The organism is Rhodococcus sp. UYP9 (assembly GCF_040547235.1).
GTDB lineage: Bacteria > Actinomycetota > Actinomycetes > Mycobacteriales > Mycobacteriaceae > Rhodococcoides.
Genome location: NZ_JBEPPH010000003.1, coordinates 351616 through 370056, shown reverse-complemented (window position 1 = coordinate 370056; position 18441 = coordinate 351616). Strand labels below are relative to the sequence as shown.

At 61.7% G+C, this 18441-nt stretch carries 16 protein-coding genes and 1 other RNA gene; 11 read left to right on the top strand and 6 right to left on the bottom strand.

Annotation, left to right across the window (positions count from 1 at the left end; all coding sequences use genetic code 11):
• Positions 1–67: 67 nt before the first annotated feature.
• The 6 genes from ABIB36_RS11460 to ABIB36_RS11435 all read right to left on the bottom strand — a co-directional run bounded on the left by ABIB36_RS11460 (position 68) and on the right by ABIB36_RS11435 (position 7362).
• Positions 68–1750, bottom strand: coding sequence for an acyl-CoA synthetase (locus ABIB36_RS11460; RefSeq protein ID WP_502944877.1), 1683 nt, complete (start codon positions 1748–1750; stop codon positions 68–70).
• A 172-nt stretch (positions 1751–1922) separates the two neighbouring features.
• Complete coding sequence (locus ABIB36_RS11455) at positions 1923–3206, bottom strand: RNA polymerase sigma factor (protein WP_354559410.1); 1284 nt, start codon at positions 3204–3206, stop codon at positions 1923–1925.
• An 11-nt stretch (positions 3207–3217) separates the two neighbouring features.
• A complete protein-coding gene (locus ABIB36_RS11450; protein ID WP_084346905.1) occupies positions 3218–3553 on the bottom strand; it encodes a YciI family protein in 336 nt (111 codons plus the stop codon).
• Positions 3554–3757: 204 nt separating this feature from the next.
• Complete coding sequence (locus tag ABIB36_RS11445) at positions 3758–4981, bottom strand: acyl-CoA dehydrogenase family protein (RefSeq protein ID WP_084346906.1); 1224 nt, start codon at positions 4979–4981, stop codon at positions 3758–3760.
• Positions 4982–5022: 41 nt separating this feature from the next.
• Positions 5023–6429, bottom strand: coding sequence for an acyl-CoA dehydrogenase family protein (locus ABIB36_RS11440; RefSeq protein ID WP_354559411.1), 1407 nt, complete (start codon positions 6427–6429; stop codon positions 5023–5025).
• Positions 6430–6579: 150 nt separating this feature from the next.
• Positions 6580–7362 (bottom strand): inositol monophosphatase family protein, encoded by a 783-nt coding sequence (locus ABIB36_RS11435; RefSeq protein ID WP_354559412.1) that lies wholly within the window; start codon positions 7360–7362, stop codon positions 6580–6582.
• A gap of 250 nt (positions 7363–7612) precedes the next feature.
• Here ABIB36_RS11435 and prfB point away from each other — a divergent pair, with 250 nt between their 5' ends.
• The 11 genes from prfB (at position 7613) to ABIB36_RS11380 (ending at position 18391) form a co-directional block, all read left to right on the top strand.
• Complete coding sequence (gene prfB, locus ABIB36_RS11430) at positions 7613–8722, top strand: peptide chain release factor 2 (RefSeq protein ID WP_354559413.1); 1110 nt, start codon at positions 7613–7615, stop codon at positions 8720–8722.
• Between the two features lie 9 nt (positions 8723–8731).
• Positions 8732–9661 (top strand): mechanosensitive ion channel family protein, encoded by a 930-nt coding sequence (locus ABIB36_RS11425; protein WP_084346961.1) that lies wholly within the window; start codon positions 8732–8734, stop codon positions 9659–9661.
• On the top strand, positions 9658–10149 hold the full coding sequence (locus ABIB36_RS11420; protein WP_354559414.1) for an Rv3103c transmembrane domain-containing protein: 492 nt from the start codon (positions 9658–9660) through the stop codon (positions 10147–10149). The genes ABIB36_RS11425 and ABIB36_RS11420 overlap by 4 nt, the downstream gene beginning before the upstream one ends.
• Positions 10150–10210: 61 nt before the next feature.
• Positions 10211–10900 carry a cell division ATP-binding protein FtsE gene (gene ftsE / locus ABIB36_RS11415; RefSeq protein WP_084346910.1) on the top strand — a complete coding sequence of 230 codons (690 nt, stop codon included), beginning with the start codon at positions 10211–10213 and terminating at the stop codon, positions 10898–10900.
• Between the two features lie 125 nt (positions 10901–11025).
• On the top strand, positions 11026–11931 hold the full coding sequence (ftsX, locus tag ABIB36_RS11410) for a permease-like cell division protein FtsX (protein WP_084346911.1): 906 nt from the start codon (positions 11026–11028) through the stop codon (positions 11929–11931).
• A gap of 172 nt (positions 11932–12103) precedes the next feature.
• Positions 12104–12577, top strand: a complete 474-nt coding sequence (gene smpB, locus ABIB36_RS11405; protein WP_084346912.1) for an SsrA-binding protein SmpB — start codon at positions 12104–12106, stop codon at positions 12575–12577.
• Positions 12574–13437: an EamA family transporter gene (locus ABIB36_RS11400; RefSeq protein ID WP_502944886.1), complete on the top strand. Its 864-nt coding sequence runs from the start codon at positions 12574–12576 to the stop codon at positions 13435–13437. Before smpB ends, ABIB36_RS11400 begins: the two co-directional genes overlap by 4 nt.
• A gap of 78 nt (positions 13438–13515) precedes the next feature.
• Positions 13516–14892, top strand: a complete 1377-nt coding sequence (locus ABIB36_RS11395; protein WP_084346913.1) for an NAD(P)H-binding protein — start codon at positions 13516–13518, stop codon at positions 14890–14892.
• Positions 14893–14986: 94 nt separating this feature from the next.
• Positions 14987–15357, top strand: a transfer-messenger RNA (tmRNA) gene (ssrA, locus tag ABIB36_RS11390).
• Positions 15358–15527: 170 nt separating this feature from the next.
• The gene (gene pgm, locus ABIB36_RS11385) at positions 15528–17168 is read left to right on the top strand and encodes a phosphoglucomutase (alpha-D-glucose-1,6-bisphosphate-dependent) (RefSeq protein WP_084346914.1); all 1641 of its coding nucleotides are present in this window, start codon (positions 15528–15530) and stop codon (positions 17166–17168) included.
• Positions 17165–18391, top strand: a complete 1227-nt coding sequence (locus ABIB36_RS11380) for an MFS transporter (RefSeq protein ID WP_256895613.1) — start codon at positions 17165–17167, stop codon at positions 18389–18391. The genes pgm and ABIB36_RS11380 overlap by 4 nt, the downstream gene beginning before the upstream one ends.
• Positions 18392–18441 lie beyond the last annotated feature (50 nt).

The window sequence follows — 18441 nt, the reverse complement described above, 5'->3', positions numbered from 1 at the left end:
CCGGCTTTTGTTGTTTCTGGCTATTCTCGGTCCGTTCGGCATTTCGGTTGGGCATAAAGTCGATCTGTTACCAGGTCTTCTCGGTCCGTAGATCGTTCACGTCGGTAACCGGGCCGGCATGCTCTGCCAGCGCGCGCCGCAGGATCTTGCCGGTAGCGTTTCTGGGTAACTCGTCGAGGAACACGATTTCGCGTGGAACCTTGTACCGAGCCAGGTTCGACTTCACGTAGCTCACAATCTCGTCTGCATTGCGCGTCGAGTCGTCCTTTGGGACGATGAAGGCCTTGAGGCGATGTCCGAAATCTGGATCAGCGACTCCGATCACGGCGGCTTCGACGACATCTGGACGTTCGGCGAGCAAGTTCTCCACTTCCAGTGGGTAGACGTTCTCACCACCCGAGACGATCATGTCGTCGTCGCGTCCGTCGACGAACAGCAGACCGTTCTCATCGAAGTGGCCCACGTCGCCGGTCGACAGCATTCCGTCGATCCGCTCCTTGTCACGTCCATCGGTATAGCCGGAAAAGCTCAGTCCGCTCGAGACGAAGATTCGGCCGACTGCTCCGACGTCGGTTACGCGTAGTCCGTCGTTGTCGAACAATTCGACATGGCACGTAACCGGGGGCCGACCCGCGGTGCCGGGTGCCACAGCCAGATCCTCGGGTGTTGCGACGGTGGCAACTGCGACCTCGGTGGACCCATAGAGATTGTGCAGAACGTGTCCGAATGCCTCGGTCGTACGACGGCTCAAGTCGGGTGATATTGCCGATCCTGCTGCGAAAACTATTCGTAGAGAAGAGGTGTCGTACTTTGCGAGTACAGCTGGCGGGAGGTCGACGATCCGTTGCAGCATCGTCGGAACCAATACCAGGGAGTCCGCGGAATGACGGGCGACCAGTGCGAGGGTGTTTTCTGGATCGAATTTTCGATGCATCACCACGGTGTTGCACAGCGCCAGAGCCAACGCGAATTGTGAGACGCCGGTTCCGTGAAAGGCAGGAGCTGCCATCACCATCGTCTGTCCGCGGCGCAGTGGAACCCGATCCAGGAACTGCGCCGACGCGAGCGGCGACGTGTGATTTCGGGGAGCGCCTTTCGGTGTTCCGGTCGTGCCACTTGTCAGTAGAACGAAACCTCCCTGCGTCGTCGGTGCAGGCACAGATGAGGTGGCTTGCCCTTTCGCGACGTCGGCCAGGGTGGCGATTGTGGGATTCGACGAGCCGGACCAGCTTAGAAAAGTTTTCACCTCGGGTGCGAGAACGGCCGCGACAGGGGCGAACTCCTCGTCGTACACAAAGGTGCCGACCTGCTCGCGGACTGCGACGTCGGCCAATTGCGGGGGAGCGAAACCGGTGTTCATCATGACGAGCCGGATGCCTCCCTTCGCGGCGGCCAGCATCGTGAGCACCAACCCCCGGTGATTGCGAGCCATGACGCCCATGACGGATCCCGCTCCGACGCCTGCATTCATCCAGCCTCGGACGAGCGCGTTGGACTGCTGCTCGAGGTCGATGTACGACATCGACCCCAACTCGTCGACGAGAGCGGTTGTGGTGACGCCCGCCGTGGCGTGTGCGTGGACCGGACCGGCGAACGGTCCGTACTTACCTACTGCACGGATCGATGCGATTCCTCGATCCAATCGCGGAAACGGAATGAGTCCCGCTCGATTCATGACGCGTACTGCACCGGCTCCTTCGATAATGTGTGACAGCGTGCGGTGTCGAACCATGCTTTGCTTCACCGACATGATCATCCCCTCGAGATCGTGCGTCGTGCCGAAACTGCTTCGCTTGCAGGCGGGTCGAAGACCGTGGACCAGCACCCTGCGGCCTCGATCATAGTGTGATTCAGTTCACTCCGAGGGTAAAGTGACGATCCAGCAGTCGCACTGGTGTTCGATCTGCAGACGCGGACAAGCGTCAGAATTCAGGGGTGTCTTTCGGAGTCGGCGGTGCGTTGCGATAGCACGCGGCCAGTCTGCGCTGTACATACCTTTTCTCGGGTTCGGAGCCGGCAAGGCCGAGTGCGCATTCGAACCATCGAGCAGCTTCCGACCAGCGTTCGAGCCGTGCGAGGAGATCCGCTCGGGCGGCAGGATATGGATAGTAGTTCTGTAGCAGGGGCTCGGTGGACAACGCTTCCATCACTTCGAGGCCGGCGCTGGGACCATCGGACATTGCGATAGCCGCCGCCTTGTTGAGAGAGACGATCGGCGACGGCGTGATCGTCTCCAGCACGCCATACAATTCGGCGATCTGAGGCCAATCCGTGCTCTCGGCGTCGGTGGCTTCGTCGTGCAGGGCCGCAATGGCTGCTTGAACGCCGTACGGTCCGGGGGAGCCGCCGGTGAGAGCGAGTATCACCAAGGCGCACCCTTCGTCGATCATTTCGCGGTCCCATAACCGACGGTCCTGCTCTTCGAGCATCACGATCTCGCCGTCTTTTCCGGCGCGTGCCGAACGCCGGGCGTGAGTGCAAAGCATGAGCGAGAGCAGCCCGGTAACTTCACGCTCGGCCGGAAGCAGGCCATGCAGAATTCGGCCGAGCCGTATCGCTTCTTCGGCCAGATCTGTGCGGAGCAGGTTTTCACCGGACGACGCTGAATAACCCTCGGTGAAGATCGAATACACAACCTGCAGAACTCCCGGCAACCGTTGCGCCATTTCATGTCGATCCGGGACGCGGAAGGGAATTCGTGCGACCCGGATCTTGTTCTTGGCCCTGGAGATTCGCTGTCCGGCCGTCGACGAAGGAATCAAGAAGGCCCGAGCGACTTCCGTCGTCGTCATTCCAACCAGGCAGCGCAATGTGATCGCAATCCGATCATCCGGTGCCAGCGCGGGATGCGCACATGTGAAGAAGAGTTGAAGACGTTCGTCGGGCATACCGCCGTCGGCGGATTCGGGGTTCGGTGACAGAAATGTGCGATCTTGCTCAACTTGAAGTAAGGCGAGTTTGGCGGCATAGGCCTGATCGCGTCGAAGTCTGTCCACCGCCCGGCGCCGGGCTGTGGTCAGTAGCCAAGCGCCGGGTTTCGAGGGGACGCCATCGACCGGCCACCGACTCAAAGCAGCCTCCATCGCATCGGAGGTAGCGTCTTCGGCCAAATCCAGATCGCCGAATCGTCCCATGAGCGTTGCCAGAAGTTGCCCGTATTCTTCGCGGAACACTGCTTCGAGTGACAGTGCCGGTCTGCGGCTCATCAAGCTAGCTTTCAGAAGTCGGCGATCGGTCGTACGACCACGGAACCGCCTCCGCGAGAACCTGGGCACCGTTCGGCCCACTCGAGGGCGGCGTCCAGATCCGGCACATCGATGATCTCGAAACCGCCCAGGACCTCTCGCGTTTCCGCGAACGGTCCGTCCGTGATGCTGCGCTGCCCGGACGAGTCGACCTGCACTGTTGTCGCCGTCGTGAGGTCTGCGAGAGCGTGGCCGGTGACCCACACGCCTGCATCCTGCATTTCCTTGCCGAACTGTATCCAGTCCTCCACCGAACAGCCGTTGTCGAAATCGGCGCTCGGCGCGTTGATCAGCAGCATGTACTTCATGGTTCGTCTCCTTGAATAAGCGGTGCCTCGTTCGGCACGTTCGTTGTCTTACATGGTGACGACGAACGGCGCTCCGCGTTTTCGACACGGCGACAGAAAAATATTCCCGCCACACATCTAGACGATACTTCTGCAGAGACGCAAAGAACCCGTGGTCGATTCGAGTCGACCACGGGTTCTTCGGAGAGATGCTGTCTGGAACGACTACTTCAACGTTGCCGACGTCTTTCCCAGTACGCGACGGGCGACGATCAGTTGCTGAATCTGCTGCGTTCCTTCGAAGATGTCGAGGATCTTCGAGTCTCGGCTCCACTTTTCCAGGAGAAGTCGTTCCGAGTACCCGGATGTCCCGGCCAGCTCGACGGCTTTGAGCGTGATATCGGTGGCCGAACGGCCGGCTTTGGCTTTGGCCATCGAAGCTTGGAGTGAGTTCGGCTGCTTGTTGTCGGCCATCCATGCTGCCCGAAGTGCCAGGAGATAGGATGCCTCCCAGTCTGCTTCGAGTCGCAAGAACTCGGCTGCGGCGGCATGTTGGTTGTATGCCGGAGCTGTGTACGAAATATCGACACCGGCGTCGGCCAGAATCGACCGCAGTTCTTCCAGAGCCGCCCTGGCTACACCGATCGCCATCCCGGCTACCAGTGGGCGCGTGTTGTCGAACGTCTGCATGACGCCCGCGAACCCCTTGTCCACATCCACTTCCGGGTTTCCGAGGAGATTGTCCTTCGGAATCCGACAGTTTTCGAAGAGAAGCGCTGCTGTGTCGGAAGCTTTGATTCCGAGCTTGTGTTCGAGGCGCGCAACACTCAGTCCTGGCGCATCGCGCGGTACGACGAACGATTTGATCGCTGCGCGTCCCTTCGACTTGTCCACGGTCGCCCATACAACGATGTGGGTCGAACGCTCGCCAGCGGTCACGTAGATCTTCTCGCCGTTGAGAACCCACTCGTCGCCGTCGAGCACTGCAGTTGTGGTCACGGCTGCCGAGTCGGATCCGAAGCTCGGCTCGGTGATGGCCATGGAGGCCCACACCTTGCCGAACCGTTCGAGTTGTTCGTCGGTGGATACTGCTGCGATCGCCGAGTTGCCGAGTCCCTGATAGGGGATGGACAACGTCAATCCGACGTCGCCCCAGCAGGTCTCGATGACATTGATCAGTGCGGACATGTTTCCGCCGTTGGCATTGGCGGTCTTGCTGGGCTTCGGCGAGGACTCGCTGTCCTTTTGCCGTCCACCGGCTGCGCCACCGATATCGTTGCCTGCGTCGGACATTCCTTCGACCATGGACGCCATGGTGTCGAGTTCGACCGGGTATTCGTGCTCGGCGAGGTCGTACTTGCGCGAGATCGGACGGAAGATCTCGGCCGCCACCTGGTGCGCTTGATTCGCCTGTGCCCGAAGTTTTTTGGGTAGTTCGAGATTGATCATCGTGTGTGTCCTTGGGTCATTTCCATCAAGGTGGGTGCGAATCAGATGAGGACGATGCCTTCGGCAGTGCCGATGGCGCGAAGATCGCGGTACCAGCGTTCTACCGGGTGCTCCTTGGTAAAGCCGTGCCCGCCGAGGAGTTGAACTCCGTCCGAACCGATTTGCATACCCTTTTCCGACGCGAGACGACGAGCAAGGGCGGCTTCGCGGGCGAACGACAGTCCCTGCTCTGCACGCGACGAACCACGAAGGGTGACCAACCGCATGCCGTCCAACTCGATGGCAATGTTGGCGACCATGAAGGCGACGGCCTGGCGATTGCTGATGGGCTCACCGAAAGCCTCACGCTCGTTGACATATGGGATGACGTAGTCGAGAACGGCTTGGCTGGTACCGACTGCGAGGGAGGACCATCCGAGGCGAGCCAGGCTGATGGCGTCCGCGTAGTCGAGCGCATGCTGGTCCGAGTCACCGTCGCCGAGTAGTGCGGATTCAGGGAGGGCAACGTCGGTCAAGATCAACCGTCCGAGGCCTGCGGCCCGCAGGCCCATGCTCGGATCAGCTTCGACGACAAGGCCTTTGGAATCGGACTCGACGATGAAGAAAGCCGGACGGCCCTCCAATTCGGCGGCGACGATGAACAATTCGGAACTTGCTGCCGCGGGAACGAGGCTTTTGACGCCGTTGAGCTTGAAGCCGCTGGGCGAGCGAACTGCCTTGGTGGCCAATGCAAATGGGTCGAACAGGGCGCGAGGCTCGTTGACGACGACGGCTGCATTGGGCACCTTGTCCCCGACGAATGCGGGAAGATAGGTTTTCTGCTGGACGTCGGTGCCCCACTGAGTGAGTGCAACCGCAACACCGCTGGGCGCGAGAATGGGTAGTGCCAGGCCCATGTCTCCGTGTGCCAGTGCTTCGGCAACCAGAGAGTTGGTCACGGCACCGCGCTCGGAGGCTGCGCCGTCGAGTTCCTCCGGCACGTTGATCAACGTGATGCCTAGTTCTGCGGACCTGCGAACGAGGTCCTCCGGAGACGATGCGGAGGCATCCGAATCGAATGCTGCCGGCCGCAGAATTTCCTCGGCGAATTCCTTGACCGTCTCGACGATCATGCGTTGCTCGTCGTCTGGAACCAGATCGAAGTATCCGAGGTTCTTGGTAGCTGAGTCCTCGAGGCGCTTCGGCTTCTCGTTGCCGGTCGCTTTCGCGAACGTGCGAGTCGCGGCACCCAGGGTCTTGAACCCGGTCTTGGTGCTCTCGTAAGTGACGCGGTCGATGGTTTGGCGGAAGTTGTACTTCTCTGCCAACCCGGATCCGGTGATTGCCGTGAGCACACGCATGGCGGTGCCGATGGCATCTCGTTTGAACGGATTGAGGCCAACCGCGGAAGTGTCGCGAGGCGCTTTGCGCTTCGTTTCGATCACACTGTCTTGCTTGCTCATGATCACCAGCTGTTTCTCGGTGTCGGGCTCGGACCTGCACTATCTTACTCCCGGGTAAGATAGCTGTCTACTTTTGAGTAAGTTGTTGGGTGTCGTCGCATGTCAACGCCCGTGCGGCGGACTCCGATCACCGCAGCACCTGTCACCCTCCGTGTCTCAGCTCAGACGGCGAACCACCTCGTCCTGCAGAAGTCCGTTGGTCGCGATGGCACTGCCGCCGTGGGGGCCGGGTCGGCCGTCGACCGAGGAAAACCTGCCTCCGGCTTCGCGGACGAGAATGTCCAGCGGTGCCAAGTCCCACAACGAGACCTCCGGCTCGGCGGCAATATCCAGAGCACCCTCGGCCACCAGGCAATAGGAGAAGAAGTCGCCGTAGCCACGCACGCGCCACACATCGTCGGTCAACGAGATGAACTCCTCGCGTACCCCACGCTCCAACCAGCCCGACAGGCTGGCGAAGCTCAAACTGGCCGAGGACAATTCCCGCACCGCCGAAACACCGAGTCGCCGGGGCGAACCGTTGTCGAAGGCCGTGAATGCCCCTGCGGACTCCGAGGCCCACCACCTCCGGTTCAGTGCCGGCGCGCTGATGACGCCGACGACGGGGACGCCGTCGACCAGCAGTGAGACGAGTGTTGCCCAGATCGGCACGCCGCGAACGAAGTTCTTGGTGCCGTCGATGGGGTCGATCACCCACTGTCGTCCATTCAGCGCCACATCACCGCCGAATTCCTCACCTAGCACCGCATCATCGGGGCGTTGCTCGGTAAGAACCGCCCTGAGTTGATGTTCGACGGCCAGATCCGCGTCGCTGACCGGGGTCAGGTCCGGTTTGTCGTCGACCTCGAGGTCCAGGGCGAGAAATCGATTCCGCGTAATGGAGTCGGCGTCGTCGGCCAAAGCAAGCGCGAGTCGGAGGTCGGCAGCGTAGTCGGTCACGCGGACAAGACTAGAGGTGTCGACGCAGTCGCCGTCACCTCGTCAGTCGATGCCTCCGTAGAGTCCGGAGTCGTGGCGGACATGGCGATGCAGTCAGAGCGGCGTCGCGGAAACGAAGTCCTCGACTCTGTTGCGAGCCTGCTGGGGGCATGATCGGGGTCGAGTTCCGCGATGCCGAGTCCAGGTGCCGCACGGCCCGGACCGGGCGGCGGTCTCCACGCCGTCGACGGTGCCGGTAACCTTGGCTCTCGTGCATCCTGACGTTTCCGCAGACCTAGCCGAACTCGACATCACCCTCACCACGATCGAGTCTGTCCTCGACATCGAGGAGCTGCGCAGACGGATCAACGAGTTGGAGCATCAAGCTGTGTCGCCGGACCTGTGGAACGACCAGGACCACGCTCAGCAGGTGACCAGTGCGCTCTCGCACGCACAGGCGGAACTGCGTCGTGCGGAGGCACTGCGACAACGGCTCGACGACCTCCCGGTTCTGTACGAACTGGCAGAGGGCGAAGAAGGTGAGGCCGAGGTGACTGCAACAGCGGATGCCGACGCCGAGCGCGCCGCGTTGCGAGAAGACATTGCTGCCGCCGAAGTTCGGACGCTACTGTCCGGTGAATACGACGAGCGTGACGCGCTCGTCAACATTCGTTCCGGTGCCGGCGGAATCGACGCGGCCGATTGGGCCGAGATGCTCATGCGCATGTACATACGATGGGCCGAAAAGCATGGATACGGTGTCGAGGTCTACGACACGTCGTACGCCGAAGAAGCGGGAATCAAGAGTGCGACGTTCGCAATCAAGGCCCCGTACACGTACGGCACGCTCTCGGTCGAGCAGGGAACGCACCGGCTGGTTCGGATCAGCCCGTTCGACAACCAGGGACGACGTCAAACTTCCTTCGCCGAGGTAGAGGTCCTGCCGGTAGTCGAGACCACCGACCACATCGAGATTCCCGAGAACGACATCCGTGTCGACGTCTACCGATCCAGCGGTCCGGGTGGTCAGTCCGTCAACACCACCGACTCCGCCGTCCGACTGACACACATTCCGACCGGCATCGTCGTGACGTGTCAGAACGAAAAGTCGCAGCTGCAGAACAAGGTGTCCGCGATGCGCGTGTTGCAGGCCAAACTCCTCGAGGTCAAGCGCAAAGAAGAGCGGGCCGAGATGGATGCGCTCAAGGGCGACGGTGGAAGCTCGTGGGGCAACCAGATGAGGTCCTACGTCCTGCATCCATATCAGATGGTCAAGGATCTGCGTACCGAATACGAGGTGAACAACCCCTCCACCGTGCTCGACGGCGACATCGACGGCTTCCTGGAGGCCGGAATTCGCTGGCGTATGCGGGGGGAGTAAATCGACATGATGTCCGCCACGACCGTGAGCGCTCTATCGTTCGGAGTGCCGCCAGATCTTGCACTATGGCTCAGTGGCCGAGGTCTGGAGATCGTGCTCTACGTGCTCGGCGGCATGCTGGTGGCCAGATTGATCAGCTGGACCGGATCGAGAATCACTACGCGGATCGACTCGAACTACCAGCACAGCGACGCGCTGGTCCGATCCGAGGCAGCCAAGCACCGGCACGCGCTCGCTCAAGTGATCACCTGGGTTGCCGTCACCATCGTCTACATACTCGTCACCATCGAAGTTCTCCGACGGTTCGGATTCGCCGTCACCTCGCTCGTCGCACCCGCAACCGTCCTGGGTGCAGCCCTCGGCTTCGGCGCGCAGCGCGTGGTGCAGGACATTCTCGCCGGGTTCTTCATCATCACCGAACGGCAGTACGGGTTCGGTGACGTCGTACAGATCGCCGTCCTCGGCTCGGCGGAAGACGCCGAAGGGACCGTCGAGGACGTCACGCTGCGTGTCACTCGGGTTCGTAGCGTGGACGGTGAAGTGATCACCGTCCCGAACGGGCAGATCGTCAAAGCGATCAACCTGTCGAAAGACTGGGCACGTGCGGTGGTCGACGTCCCGATTCCGTCCACTGCCGACCTCACGCACGTCAACGAAATTCTGCGACGCGTCGGGCACGCTGCCTTCGCCGACGCCAGACTGAGGAAACTTTTGCTCGACGAGCCCACAGTGATGGGGGTGGAGAGCATCGAGGTCGATCTGGTGCATGTGCGCCTGGTGGCGAGAACGTTGCCGGGCAAACAATTTCAGGTCGGACGCGAACTGCGTGTCCGAGTGGCCGCCGCGTTGCAGCCAGAAGGAATCAGTGTGGCCCCGGACATCTCGACCGCCGGAGTCGCAACCGACTCTGCCCAACGTGATCGGGGGGCAGACAGGTGACCGAAGAGAACACCGACGCCGATCGGCCGACTCGCCACTGGAAGATTCCGTCGCGTCTCTTCGGGCGCGCGCGGACGTCGACGGTGGCGCTCGGAATCTGTTTCGTGCTGACCGCTTTGCTCTACGGTCAGGTACGGCCTGAGCCGGAAGGTGCGGTGAACGGCCCGACTCCGATCGACACCGGTCAATACCAGAACCGTCTTCCGAGCGATGTTCCCGAATCCTCGACTCCGTCGACCAGCGTCCCACCATCGTCGAGCGCCGACTCCACGACATCGCAGGACCCGTCGGACTCGAGCAGCACACCGGGGGAGACAGGGCAGCAAGGGCAGCAACGGGAACCCGGGGAGCCAGGGTCGTCGACCGGAGAATCGGGTAGTGCGACCTCGCAGGCTCCGACCTATTTGCCTGGTATAACCGTTCCTCCACAACTGCGATCGCTGTATCCGCAGGCGCCCGCCCCCTCAGCCCCTTCGAGCACCCCCTGACTTTCGAATCGCGGTCCTCGCTTCGGTCGGCTACCCGCCGGTAAGGACTACACTGCGAGCCGTGATCAGCACCACGAATGTGTCCAAGTCGTACAAGACGTCGACCAGGCCTGCACTGGACAACGTGACCGTTTCCGTGGACAAGGGCGAGTTCGTCTTTCTCATCGGACCATCGGGTTCGGGCAAGTCGACGTTCATGCGTCTGCTCTTGAAGGAAGAGAGCCCGACTTCAGGGGACATCCACGTAGCGGACTTTCACGTCAATCGGCTCGCGTCACGGCGGGTTCCACGGTTGCGGCAGAGCATGGGTTGCGTCTTCCAGGACTTCCGGCTGCTGCAGCAGAAAACCGTCGTCGAGAACGTCGCCTTCGCCCTGGAAGTCATCGGCAAGCCGCGCTCGATGATCAAGCGGACAGTGCCCGAGGTACTCGAATTGGTCGGACTCGGTGGTAAGTCCGATCGTTTGCCCTCCGAACTGTCCGGCGGCGAACAACAACGCGTCGCGATCGCACGCGCATTCGTCAACCGACCTCTGGTTCTGCTGGCCGACGAGCCGACCGGAAACCTCGATCCCGACACCAGCCAAGACATCATGATGTTGCTCGAGCGGATCAACCGGACCGGCACGACAGTCCTCATGGCCACCCATGACAATCACATCGTCGACTCGATGCGACGACGCGTCGTCGAACTGGACAACGGCCGAGTTGTGCGAGACGAGGCGCGCGGGGTCTACGGCGTGGGCAGATAGCCTCCCCGGGTCGTTCCGCAGGCTCCACTCCCGGACCTCGGGTCGTTCCGCAGGCTCCACTCCCGCCGGCACCCCGGCTGACATGACCTTCTCGACCGCACACACCGAAGGGCCCGGATTCCGCGATGCGCGCAAGTTTCATTTTCAGTGAGGTTCTGACCGGACTTCGCCGCAACATCACCATGACCATCGCCATGATTCTCACGACCGCAATCTCGCTCGGCCTCTTCGGAGGCGGACTGCTGGTCGTGCAGATGGCAGGAAAAACGCAACAGATCTTTCTCGATCGCGTCGAGGTGCAGATATTCCTCACCGACGACATATCCGCGACCGACCCAGAATGCGCGCAAGAAACATGCGCGGCGCTTCGTAGCGACCTGGAGTCGACCCCCTCAGTCGTATCCGTCGAATACCTGAACCGGGATGACGCGGTCAAGGACGCGACCGAGCGAGTCTTCAAGGACCAACCCGAGTTGGCACAGTTGGTCAGCCCGGACAGCTTCCCGGCGTCGTTCAAAGTGAAGTTGAGCGACCCCGAACGGTTCGGCGTCATCAACGACAACTTTGCCGACCGTCCAGGAGTACAGAGCGTGCTCAACCAACGCGACCTGGTCGAGCGGCTCTTCAGTGTGTTGAACGGGGTACGTAACGCCGCCTTCGCTATCGCCATCGTTCAGGCGATCGCCGCAGTTCTCTTGATTGCCAACATGGTTCAGATTGCCGCGTTCACCAGGCGTACCGAGGTCGGGATCATGCGACTGGTCGGCGCAACACGGTGGTACACGCAGTTACCGTTCCTGCTCGAGGCCGTCGTCGCCGCGATCATCGGATCGGCACTCGCAATCGCAGGACTCTTCGGCGCCAAGAACATCTTCATAGACGACGTACTCGCCGACGTCTACGAAGCCAACATTCTCGCGCGCATCTCCAACAGCGACGTGCTGCTGGTGTCGCCGTTCCTGGCCCTCGTCGGTATCGGAATGGCAGCCGTGACCGCCTACATCACGCTGCGCCTCTACGTCAGAGAATAGATTTGCTCTATTCACTTACCCTGGTCACTCCGCAGGCTCCGCTCCGGCCAATCCTGGTCACTGCGCAGGCTCCGCTCCGGCCGGAAGAAAACCGATTGCGCACCGGTTCTATGCTGGAGCGGCTGTGTACACGAGCGCACACGCCTTCCCGCGCTCGAGAAAGGGCCCTGCAGTGAGAGAGAAGGGCCGTAAGGCCATCGCGACCAACCGAAAAGCGCGACACAACTACGCGATCCTCGATGTCTACGAGGCCGGTGTCGCCCTAGTCGGAACCGAAGTGAAGAGCCTTCGCGAAGGCAAAGCATCCCTGGCCGACGCTTTTGCGACTGTAGATGACGGTGAGGTGTGGCTGCGCGGACTGCACATCCCCGAGTACACGCAGGGCAGCTGGACCAACCATGCACCGAGGCGCACTCGGAAGCTTCTGCTGCACAAGCGAGAAATCGAACGCCTGGCGGGCAAGGTCAAGGAAGGCAGCCTGACGATCGTCCCGTTGTCGATGTATTTCTCCGATGGCAAGGTCAAGGTCGAACTTGCTTTGGCCAGAGGTAAACAGGATTACGACAAGCGTCAGGACCTGGCGCGCCGCACCGCCGAGCGCGAGGTGACGCGCGAACTCGGACGCCGTATCAAGGGCATGCGCTGACAGCAATCCTGCTCGCGCTCGTCGCGGCCGTCGGCTACGGGGTCAGCGACTTCGTCGGTGGAGTCGCATCGAGGCGGGTAGCCGCACTTCGAGTCGTCATCGTCTCGTACCCGTTCTCTTTGGTCGTCGTCTTGCTGATAGCCCCATTCGTCGGTGGGACCGTGTCATTGGTTCCGATGTTGTGGGGGCTGGCGTCCGGGGTCGCCGGGGGACTTGCGGTCTGGTGGTTCTATCTCGCCTTGGCGTCGGGACCGATGGCCGTCGTGTCGCCGCTGACGGCCGTTCTCGTCGCCGGTATTCCAGTGCTCGCTGGGCTCATGATCGGGGAAAGACCCGGCATACTCGCGTTCTGCGGAATTGCTCTCGCGCTCGTTGCGGTCGTTTTGGTGAGTAAGGAATCGCCGGACGAGGCGACCGGTGAGGTCGCGGGCGGTCGCGACATGAAATTCACGCGTACGGTCGCCTGGCTCACGGTCGGCTCGGGTATCACTTTCGCGTTGGCGTTCATCTGTCTCCATCAGATCGGCGAAGGGTCTGGGTTGTGGCCACTGGCCGCGTCGCGAGCCTCGGCGACCGCCGTGGTGTGGAGCGTCGCCTTGGCAACCGGTCACTTTTCCGCCCCCCATGGAAGTGTCCTGAAACTCGCGGCGTTCGTCGGCGTGCTCGACGTCGTCGCGAACGCCGCACTGCTCTACGCCTACCAAGGTGGAATGCTCTCGCTTGTCAGCGTCATCGCGTCGCTGTATCCGGCGGCGACGGTGCTGTTGGCGATGGTGATGCTCGGCGAGCGTGTTGGTCGTCTGCAGCAGATCGGAATGGTGATAGCTCTCGGCGCGGTGGGGATGATCGCCGTCGCGTGATGATCCGATCCCGGCGGGTGCACATGATTGCCTTGCCGATCCCGGTTGAATCACCTACTACGGGGGTATCAGGGGTTGATGACCGCCAACATCAACTCGACCCCGCTTCGCGTGCTTGTCACCGGAGCGACGGGCTATCTCGGAGGACGCCTCGCTCCGCGGCTTCTCGACGCCGGTTACACAGTGCGAGTGTTGGCGCGTAACCCTGACAAGCTGGACGGTGTTCCATGGGCAGATGACGTTGAGATCGCGCAGGGTGACCTCAACGATCGAGATTCTCTGAAGGCTGCGTTCGCGGACGTGGACGTCGTCTACTACCTCGTTCACTCGATGGGCTCGGTGGGCCACGACAATTTTGCGGACGCCGAGCGTGCCGGCGCGGAGAACGTCTCCGACGTCGCTGCGGAAAGCGGAGTGGGAAGAATCGTCTACCTGGGCGGATTGCACCCCACCGACGGCGAGCTGTCGGAGCATCTCCAATCGCGCGCCGAAGTGGGTCGTATTCTCATCGAATCCTCGGTCCCCACCCTGGTGCTGCAGGCCGGTGTCGTGATCGGTTCCGGTTCGGCGTCCTTCGAGATGATCCGTCACCTGACGAACCGTCTACCGGTCATGACGACGCCGAGATGGGTGCACAACAGGATTCAACCGATCGCGGTGCGAGACATGCTCCACTACCTCATCGGTGCTGCCGAGGCCGATCTGAAGGAGAGCCGAACGTTCGACGTCGGAGGCCCCGACGTCATGGAATACGGCGAAATGATGAACATTTACGCGGGAGTCGCCGGGCTGCGCCAGCGTCGAATGGTGGTACTGCCGGTTTTGACGCCGCGTCTCGCCGGCCATTGGATCGGATTGGTCACCCCGATCCCGCGCGGACTGGCCATGCCGCTCATAGAATCTTTGCAATTCGACGCCGTCGCACACGAAATGGACGTCGATTCGATCATCCCTCGACCTGCGGGCGGGCTGACTTCGTATCGCGAGTCCGTGCGTCTCGCGCTGCGGAACATCGAGGAGGGGGAGACCGAAACGACGTGGTCCGACTCCGACTCGGCGCAACCGTCCGATCCGCTGCCGACCGATCCGACGTGGGCCGGGGAGGTCGTCTATTGCGACAGTCGCAGCGTATTTCTCGGTAGTGGGCCGAGCGAGATCCGTAGTCGACTGCGAGGCGCTGTCGACTCGGGTGAATTGAAGGGTTGGCGTCGGGAGGATCGTGAAGAGGAAAACTCGGGTGAGGTGCGGTTGCGGTCTACCGCATCACTGCCTGGCGACGCGCGGATGCAGTACCAGGTCATCTCGGCGGGTGGTGGTACGCGACTCGAACAGCGAACCTACTTCTTCCCACGCGGACTCGCCGGGAGGGTGTTCTGGTACGGGTCTCTGCCGGCCCGCAAGGTCCTGTTGGGCCGTACGCTGCAGGCGGTTGTGCGGCAGGTCGACCGCGCCTGACACACCGCGGTTTGTATCGGGATGGGTATCGGGATGATTCTGCTCGGCGCACGCGTTACACTTACGAGCCGGAGCACAGTGCTTCGGAACATACGGGGCTGAACGGTTTCGACTTTGTATGTTGAGTCAGGGGAAGCGTGTCGGTGCAGGCGAGAGACCACCGTAAGCGTCATCGCAAAAATATAAGCGCCGATTCCAATCAGCGCGACTACGCACTCGCTGCCTAAGTAGCGACTGCGTGTCTGTCAGTCCGGGCTTGCCCTCGGTCCGGGTACTGGCATCAGCTAGAGGGCTTACCGATTCACTCGGCCACGGAGTGATGAGGAAAATCAAACAGTGGCTGGGATCGTCATCCCGGCTTGTTTGCGAGATCGGGAGATCCAAGTAGAGGCATAGCAGACTGCACACGGAGAAGCCCTGGCAATGCAGCAGAGGACCCGGGTTCGATTCCCGGCAGCTCCACGCACACGCCGGGCCGCTCGAGAGCATCAGCTCTGGAGCGGCCCGGCGTTTTTCTGTTTACCGTGCGCCGTTGCTCGATACGCGCCGACGGATCGCAGGTGCGCCGACGCGAATCATCGACGGGCAACTAGTGTTGTCTCCGGGTTTACTCGGCGACATGAAGGAGGCGCATCGTGGCGCACGAACGAGCTGGTTCCATTGCTCTGCCCGAGGATCTCGTCGATCTCGCGCAGCTGGTCACGGCCTACTACTCGCGTACTCCGGACATGTCGGATCCGGGCCAACACGTCGTTTTCGGGACGTCCGGTCACCGTGGATCCAGTCTGGATACGGCGTTCAACGAGGCCCATATTCTCGCAACGACGCAGGCGATCGTCGAATACCGCACGGCGCAGGGCATCACCGGTCCGATGTTCATCGGCCGTGACACGCACGCACTGTCCGAGCCTGCGTGGACTACAGCGTTGGAAGTTCTTGCCGCAAACGATGTTTCGGTACTCGTCGACTCCAGAGATCGGTACACGCCGACGCCCGCGGTCAGTCACGCGATTCTGCGCTACAACTCGACCGGATCCTCGGCCAAGGCCGACGGCATCGTCGTCACACCTTCGCACAATCCGCCGCGTGACGGCGGATTCAAGTACAACCCTCCGCACGGTGGTCCCGCGGACAGTGACGCTACGTCCGTGATCGCGGACCGTGCGAACGAGCTTCTGCGCGGTGGACTGGCAGGTGTGAAGCGTGCGTCGCTGGCGACCGCTCTGAGCACCTCGGTGGACAAATACGACTTCCTTGGAACTTATGTCGAGGATTTGCCGAACGTGGTGGACCTCGACGCGATCAGGTCGGCCGGGGTGCGCATCGGCGCCGATCCGCTCGGTGGTGCGAGTGTCGACTACTGGCAGGCGATCGCCGAGCGTCACAACCTCGATCTCACTGTCGTCAATCCGCTCGTCGATGCGACTTTCCGCTTCATGACGCTCGATACCGACGGAAAGATCCGAATGGATTGTTCGTCTCCCAACGCGATGGCGTCGTTGATCGCGGCACGGAACTCGTACGACATCTCCACGGGAAACGACGCCGACTCGGACCGCCACGGCGTGGTGACACCTGACGGTGGTCTGATGAATCCCAATCACTATCTGGCAGTTGCAATCGACTACCTCTTCACGCACCGGACCGGCTGGTCGCCGAGCTGCAAAGTCGGAAAGACTCTGGTGTCGTCTTCGATGATCGATCGTGTCGTCGCAGGCCTCGGCCGAGACTTGCTCGAGGTCCCTGTCGGATTCAAATGGTTCGTCCCAGGACTCCTCGACGGCAGTCTTGGATTCGGCGGCGAGGAATCGGCAGGAGCGTCGTTCCTGCGAACCGACGGGCGGGTATGGACGACGGACAAGGACGGCATCATCCTTGCGTTGCTCGCTTCCGAGATCACCGCTGTCACGGGCAAAACGCCGTCCCAGCGCTATACCGACTTCACCGCGCAGTACGGCAGTCCCGTATACGCACGGGTCGATGCGCCCGCTTCACGTGAGGACAAAGCCGTCCTGGCGAAGCTCTCTGCTGATCAGGTCACGGCAACCGAACTTGCGGGGGAGAAGATCACGGCCACACTGACGACCGCACCCGGCAACGGCGGCGCGATCGGGGGATTGAAGGTGACCACCGAAAGCGCGTGGTTCGCCGCACGTCCATCGGGCACCGAAGATGTCTACAAGATCTACGCCGAATCGTTCAAGGGCGAAGATCATCTCGCGCAGGTTCAGACCGCGGCGAGAGAACTGGTGTCGCAGGCACTCGACCGATCGTGACGGCTCCGAAACCTACCGACGGTGTGAAGGACGGCGCACTGCCGTCGGAGATCTGGGTGCTGATCTCGGCGAGCTTCGTGATTGCTCTCGGATTCGGCATCGTCGCACCGGTGATTCCGCAGTTCGCGACCGAATTCGGTGTCGGTGTAGTCGCTGCGTCAGCGGTCATCAGCGTATTCGCAGGGATGCGACTGGTGTTCGCGCCTGCCAGCGGTCTTCTGGTGCAGAAGCTCGGTGAGCGACCGGTGTACTTGACCGGTCTGCTGATCGTCGCCGCATCGACCGGTGCTTGTGCTTTCGCCCAAACCTATTGGCAGCTCCTGATCTTTCGAGGGCTCGGCGGCATCGGTTCGACAATGTTCTCGGTGTCGGCACTGGGACTTCTCATCCGAATGAGCCCGGCGAACAGCCGTGGACGTGTATCGGGGTTCTACGCGACGAGCTTCCTGATGGGATCCATCGGTGGTCCGCTCGTCGGCGGTGCGGTCGTTGGATTGGGTTTACGAGCGCCCTTCATCATCTATGCAACTGCCCTGGTCATCGCTGCTGCTGTCGTCTTCTTCAGCCTCGGCAATGTCGATTCGACCGAATCCGAGCACGATTCGTCAGTACCGATCATGTCGCTACGCGCTGCTTTGAAAGTGCCTGCCTACCGGGCCGCTCTTTCCTCGAATTTCGCCACGGGGTGGGCAGTGTTCGGTGTGCGCGTCGCGTTGGTTCCGCTGTTCGTCGTTGCAGTTCTCGACCGCTCGGCTGCGGTGGCTGCAGTGGCGCTGGCGGTGTTCGCCGTCGGAAATGCCCTCGTACTGATCACCTCCGGACGGCTGTCCGACGTCCGCGGGCGAAAACCGTTCGTCGTGGCCGGCCTCATCGTTGCCGGGGTGGGAACCGCCGCGATCGGTCTGACGGATGACGTGGTGCTGTTCATGATCGCCTCCTTCGTTGCGGGTTTCGGATCCGGTTTGATGACACCGGCGCAGCAGGCGTCGGTGGCTGACATCATCGGCTCCCGTGCACGCGGCGGCCCGGTTCTCTCGACATTCCAAATGTCGTCCGACGTCGGGGCAATCCTCGGTCCCATCGTCGCGGGAATGGTGGTCGAGTATTACTCCTACGGAACGGCCTTCGTGATGTCCGGGGCGATTCTGCTTGCGGCCGCGGTGTGGTGGATGTTCGTAACGGATACGGCGAGCGCGGCAAAAGCAGCTGCCCGTAAGCAATGAAGTACTCGCGGTGCCTGACGCCTCGGCTGGGTAGCACTCCGTACTATTTC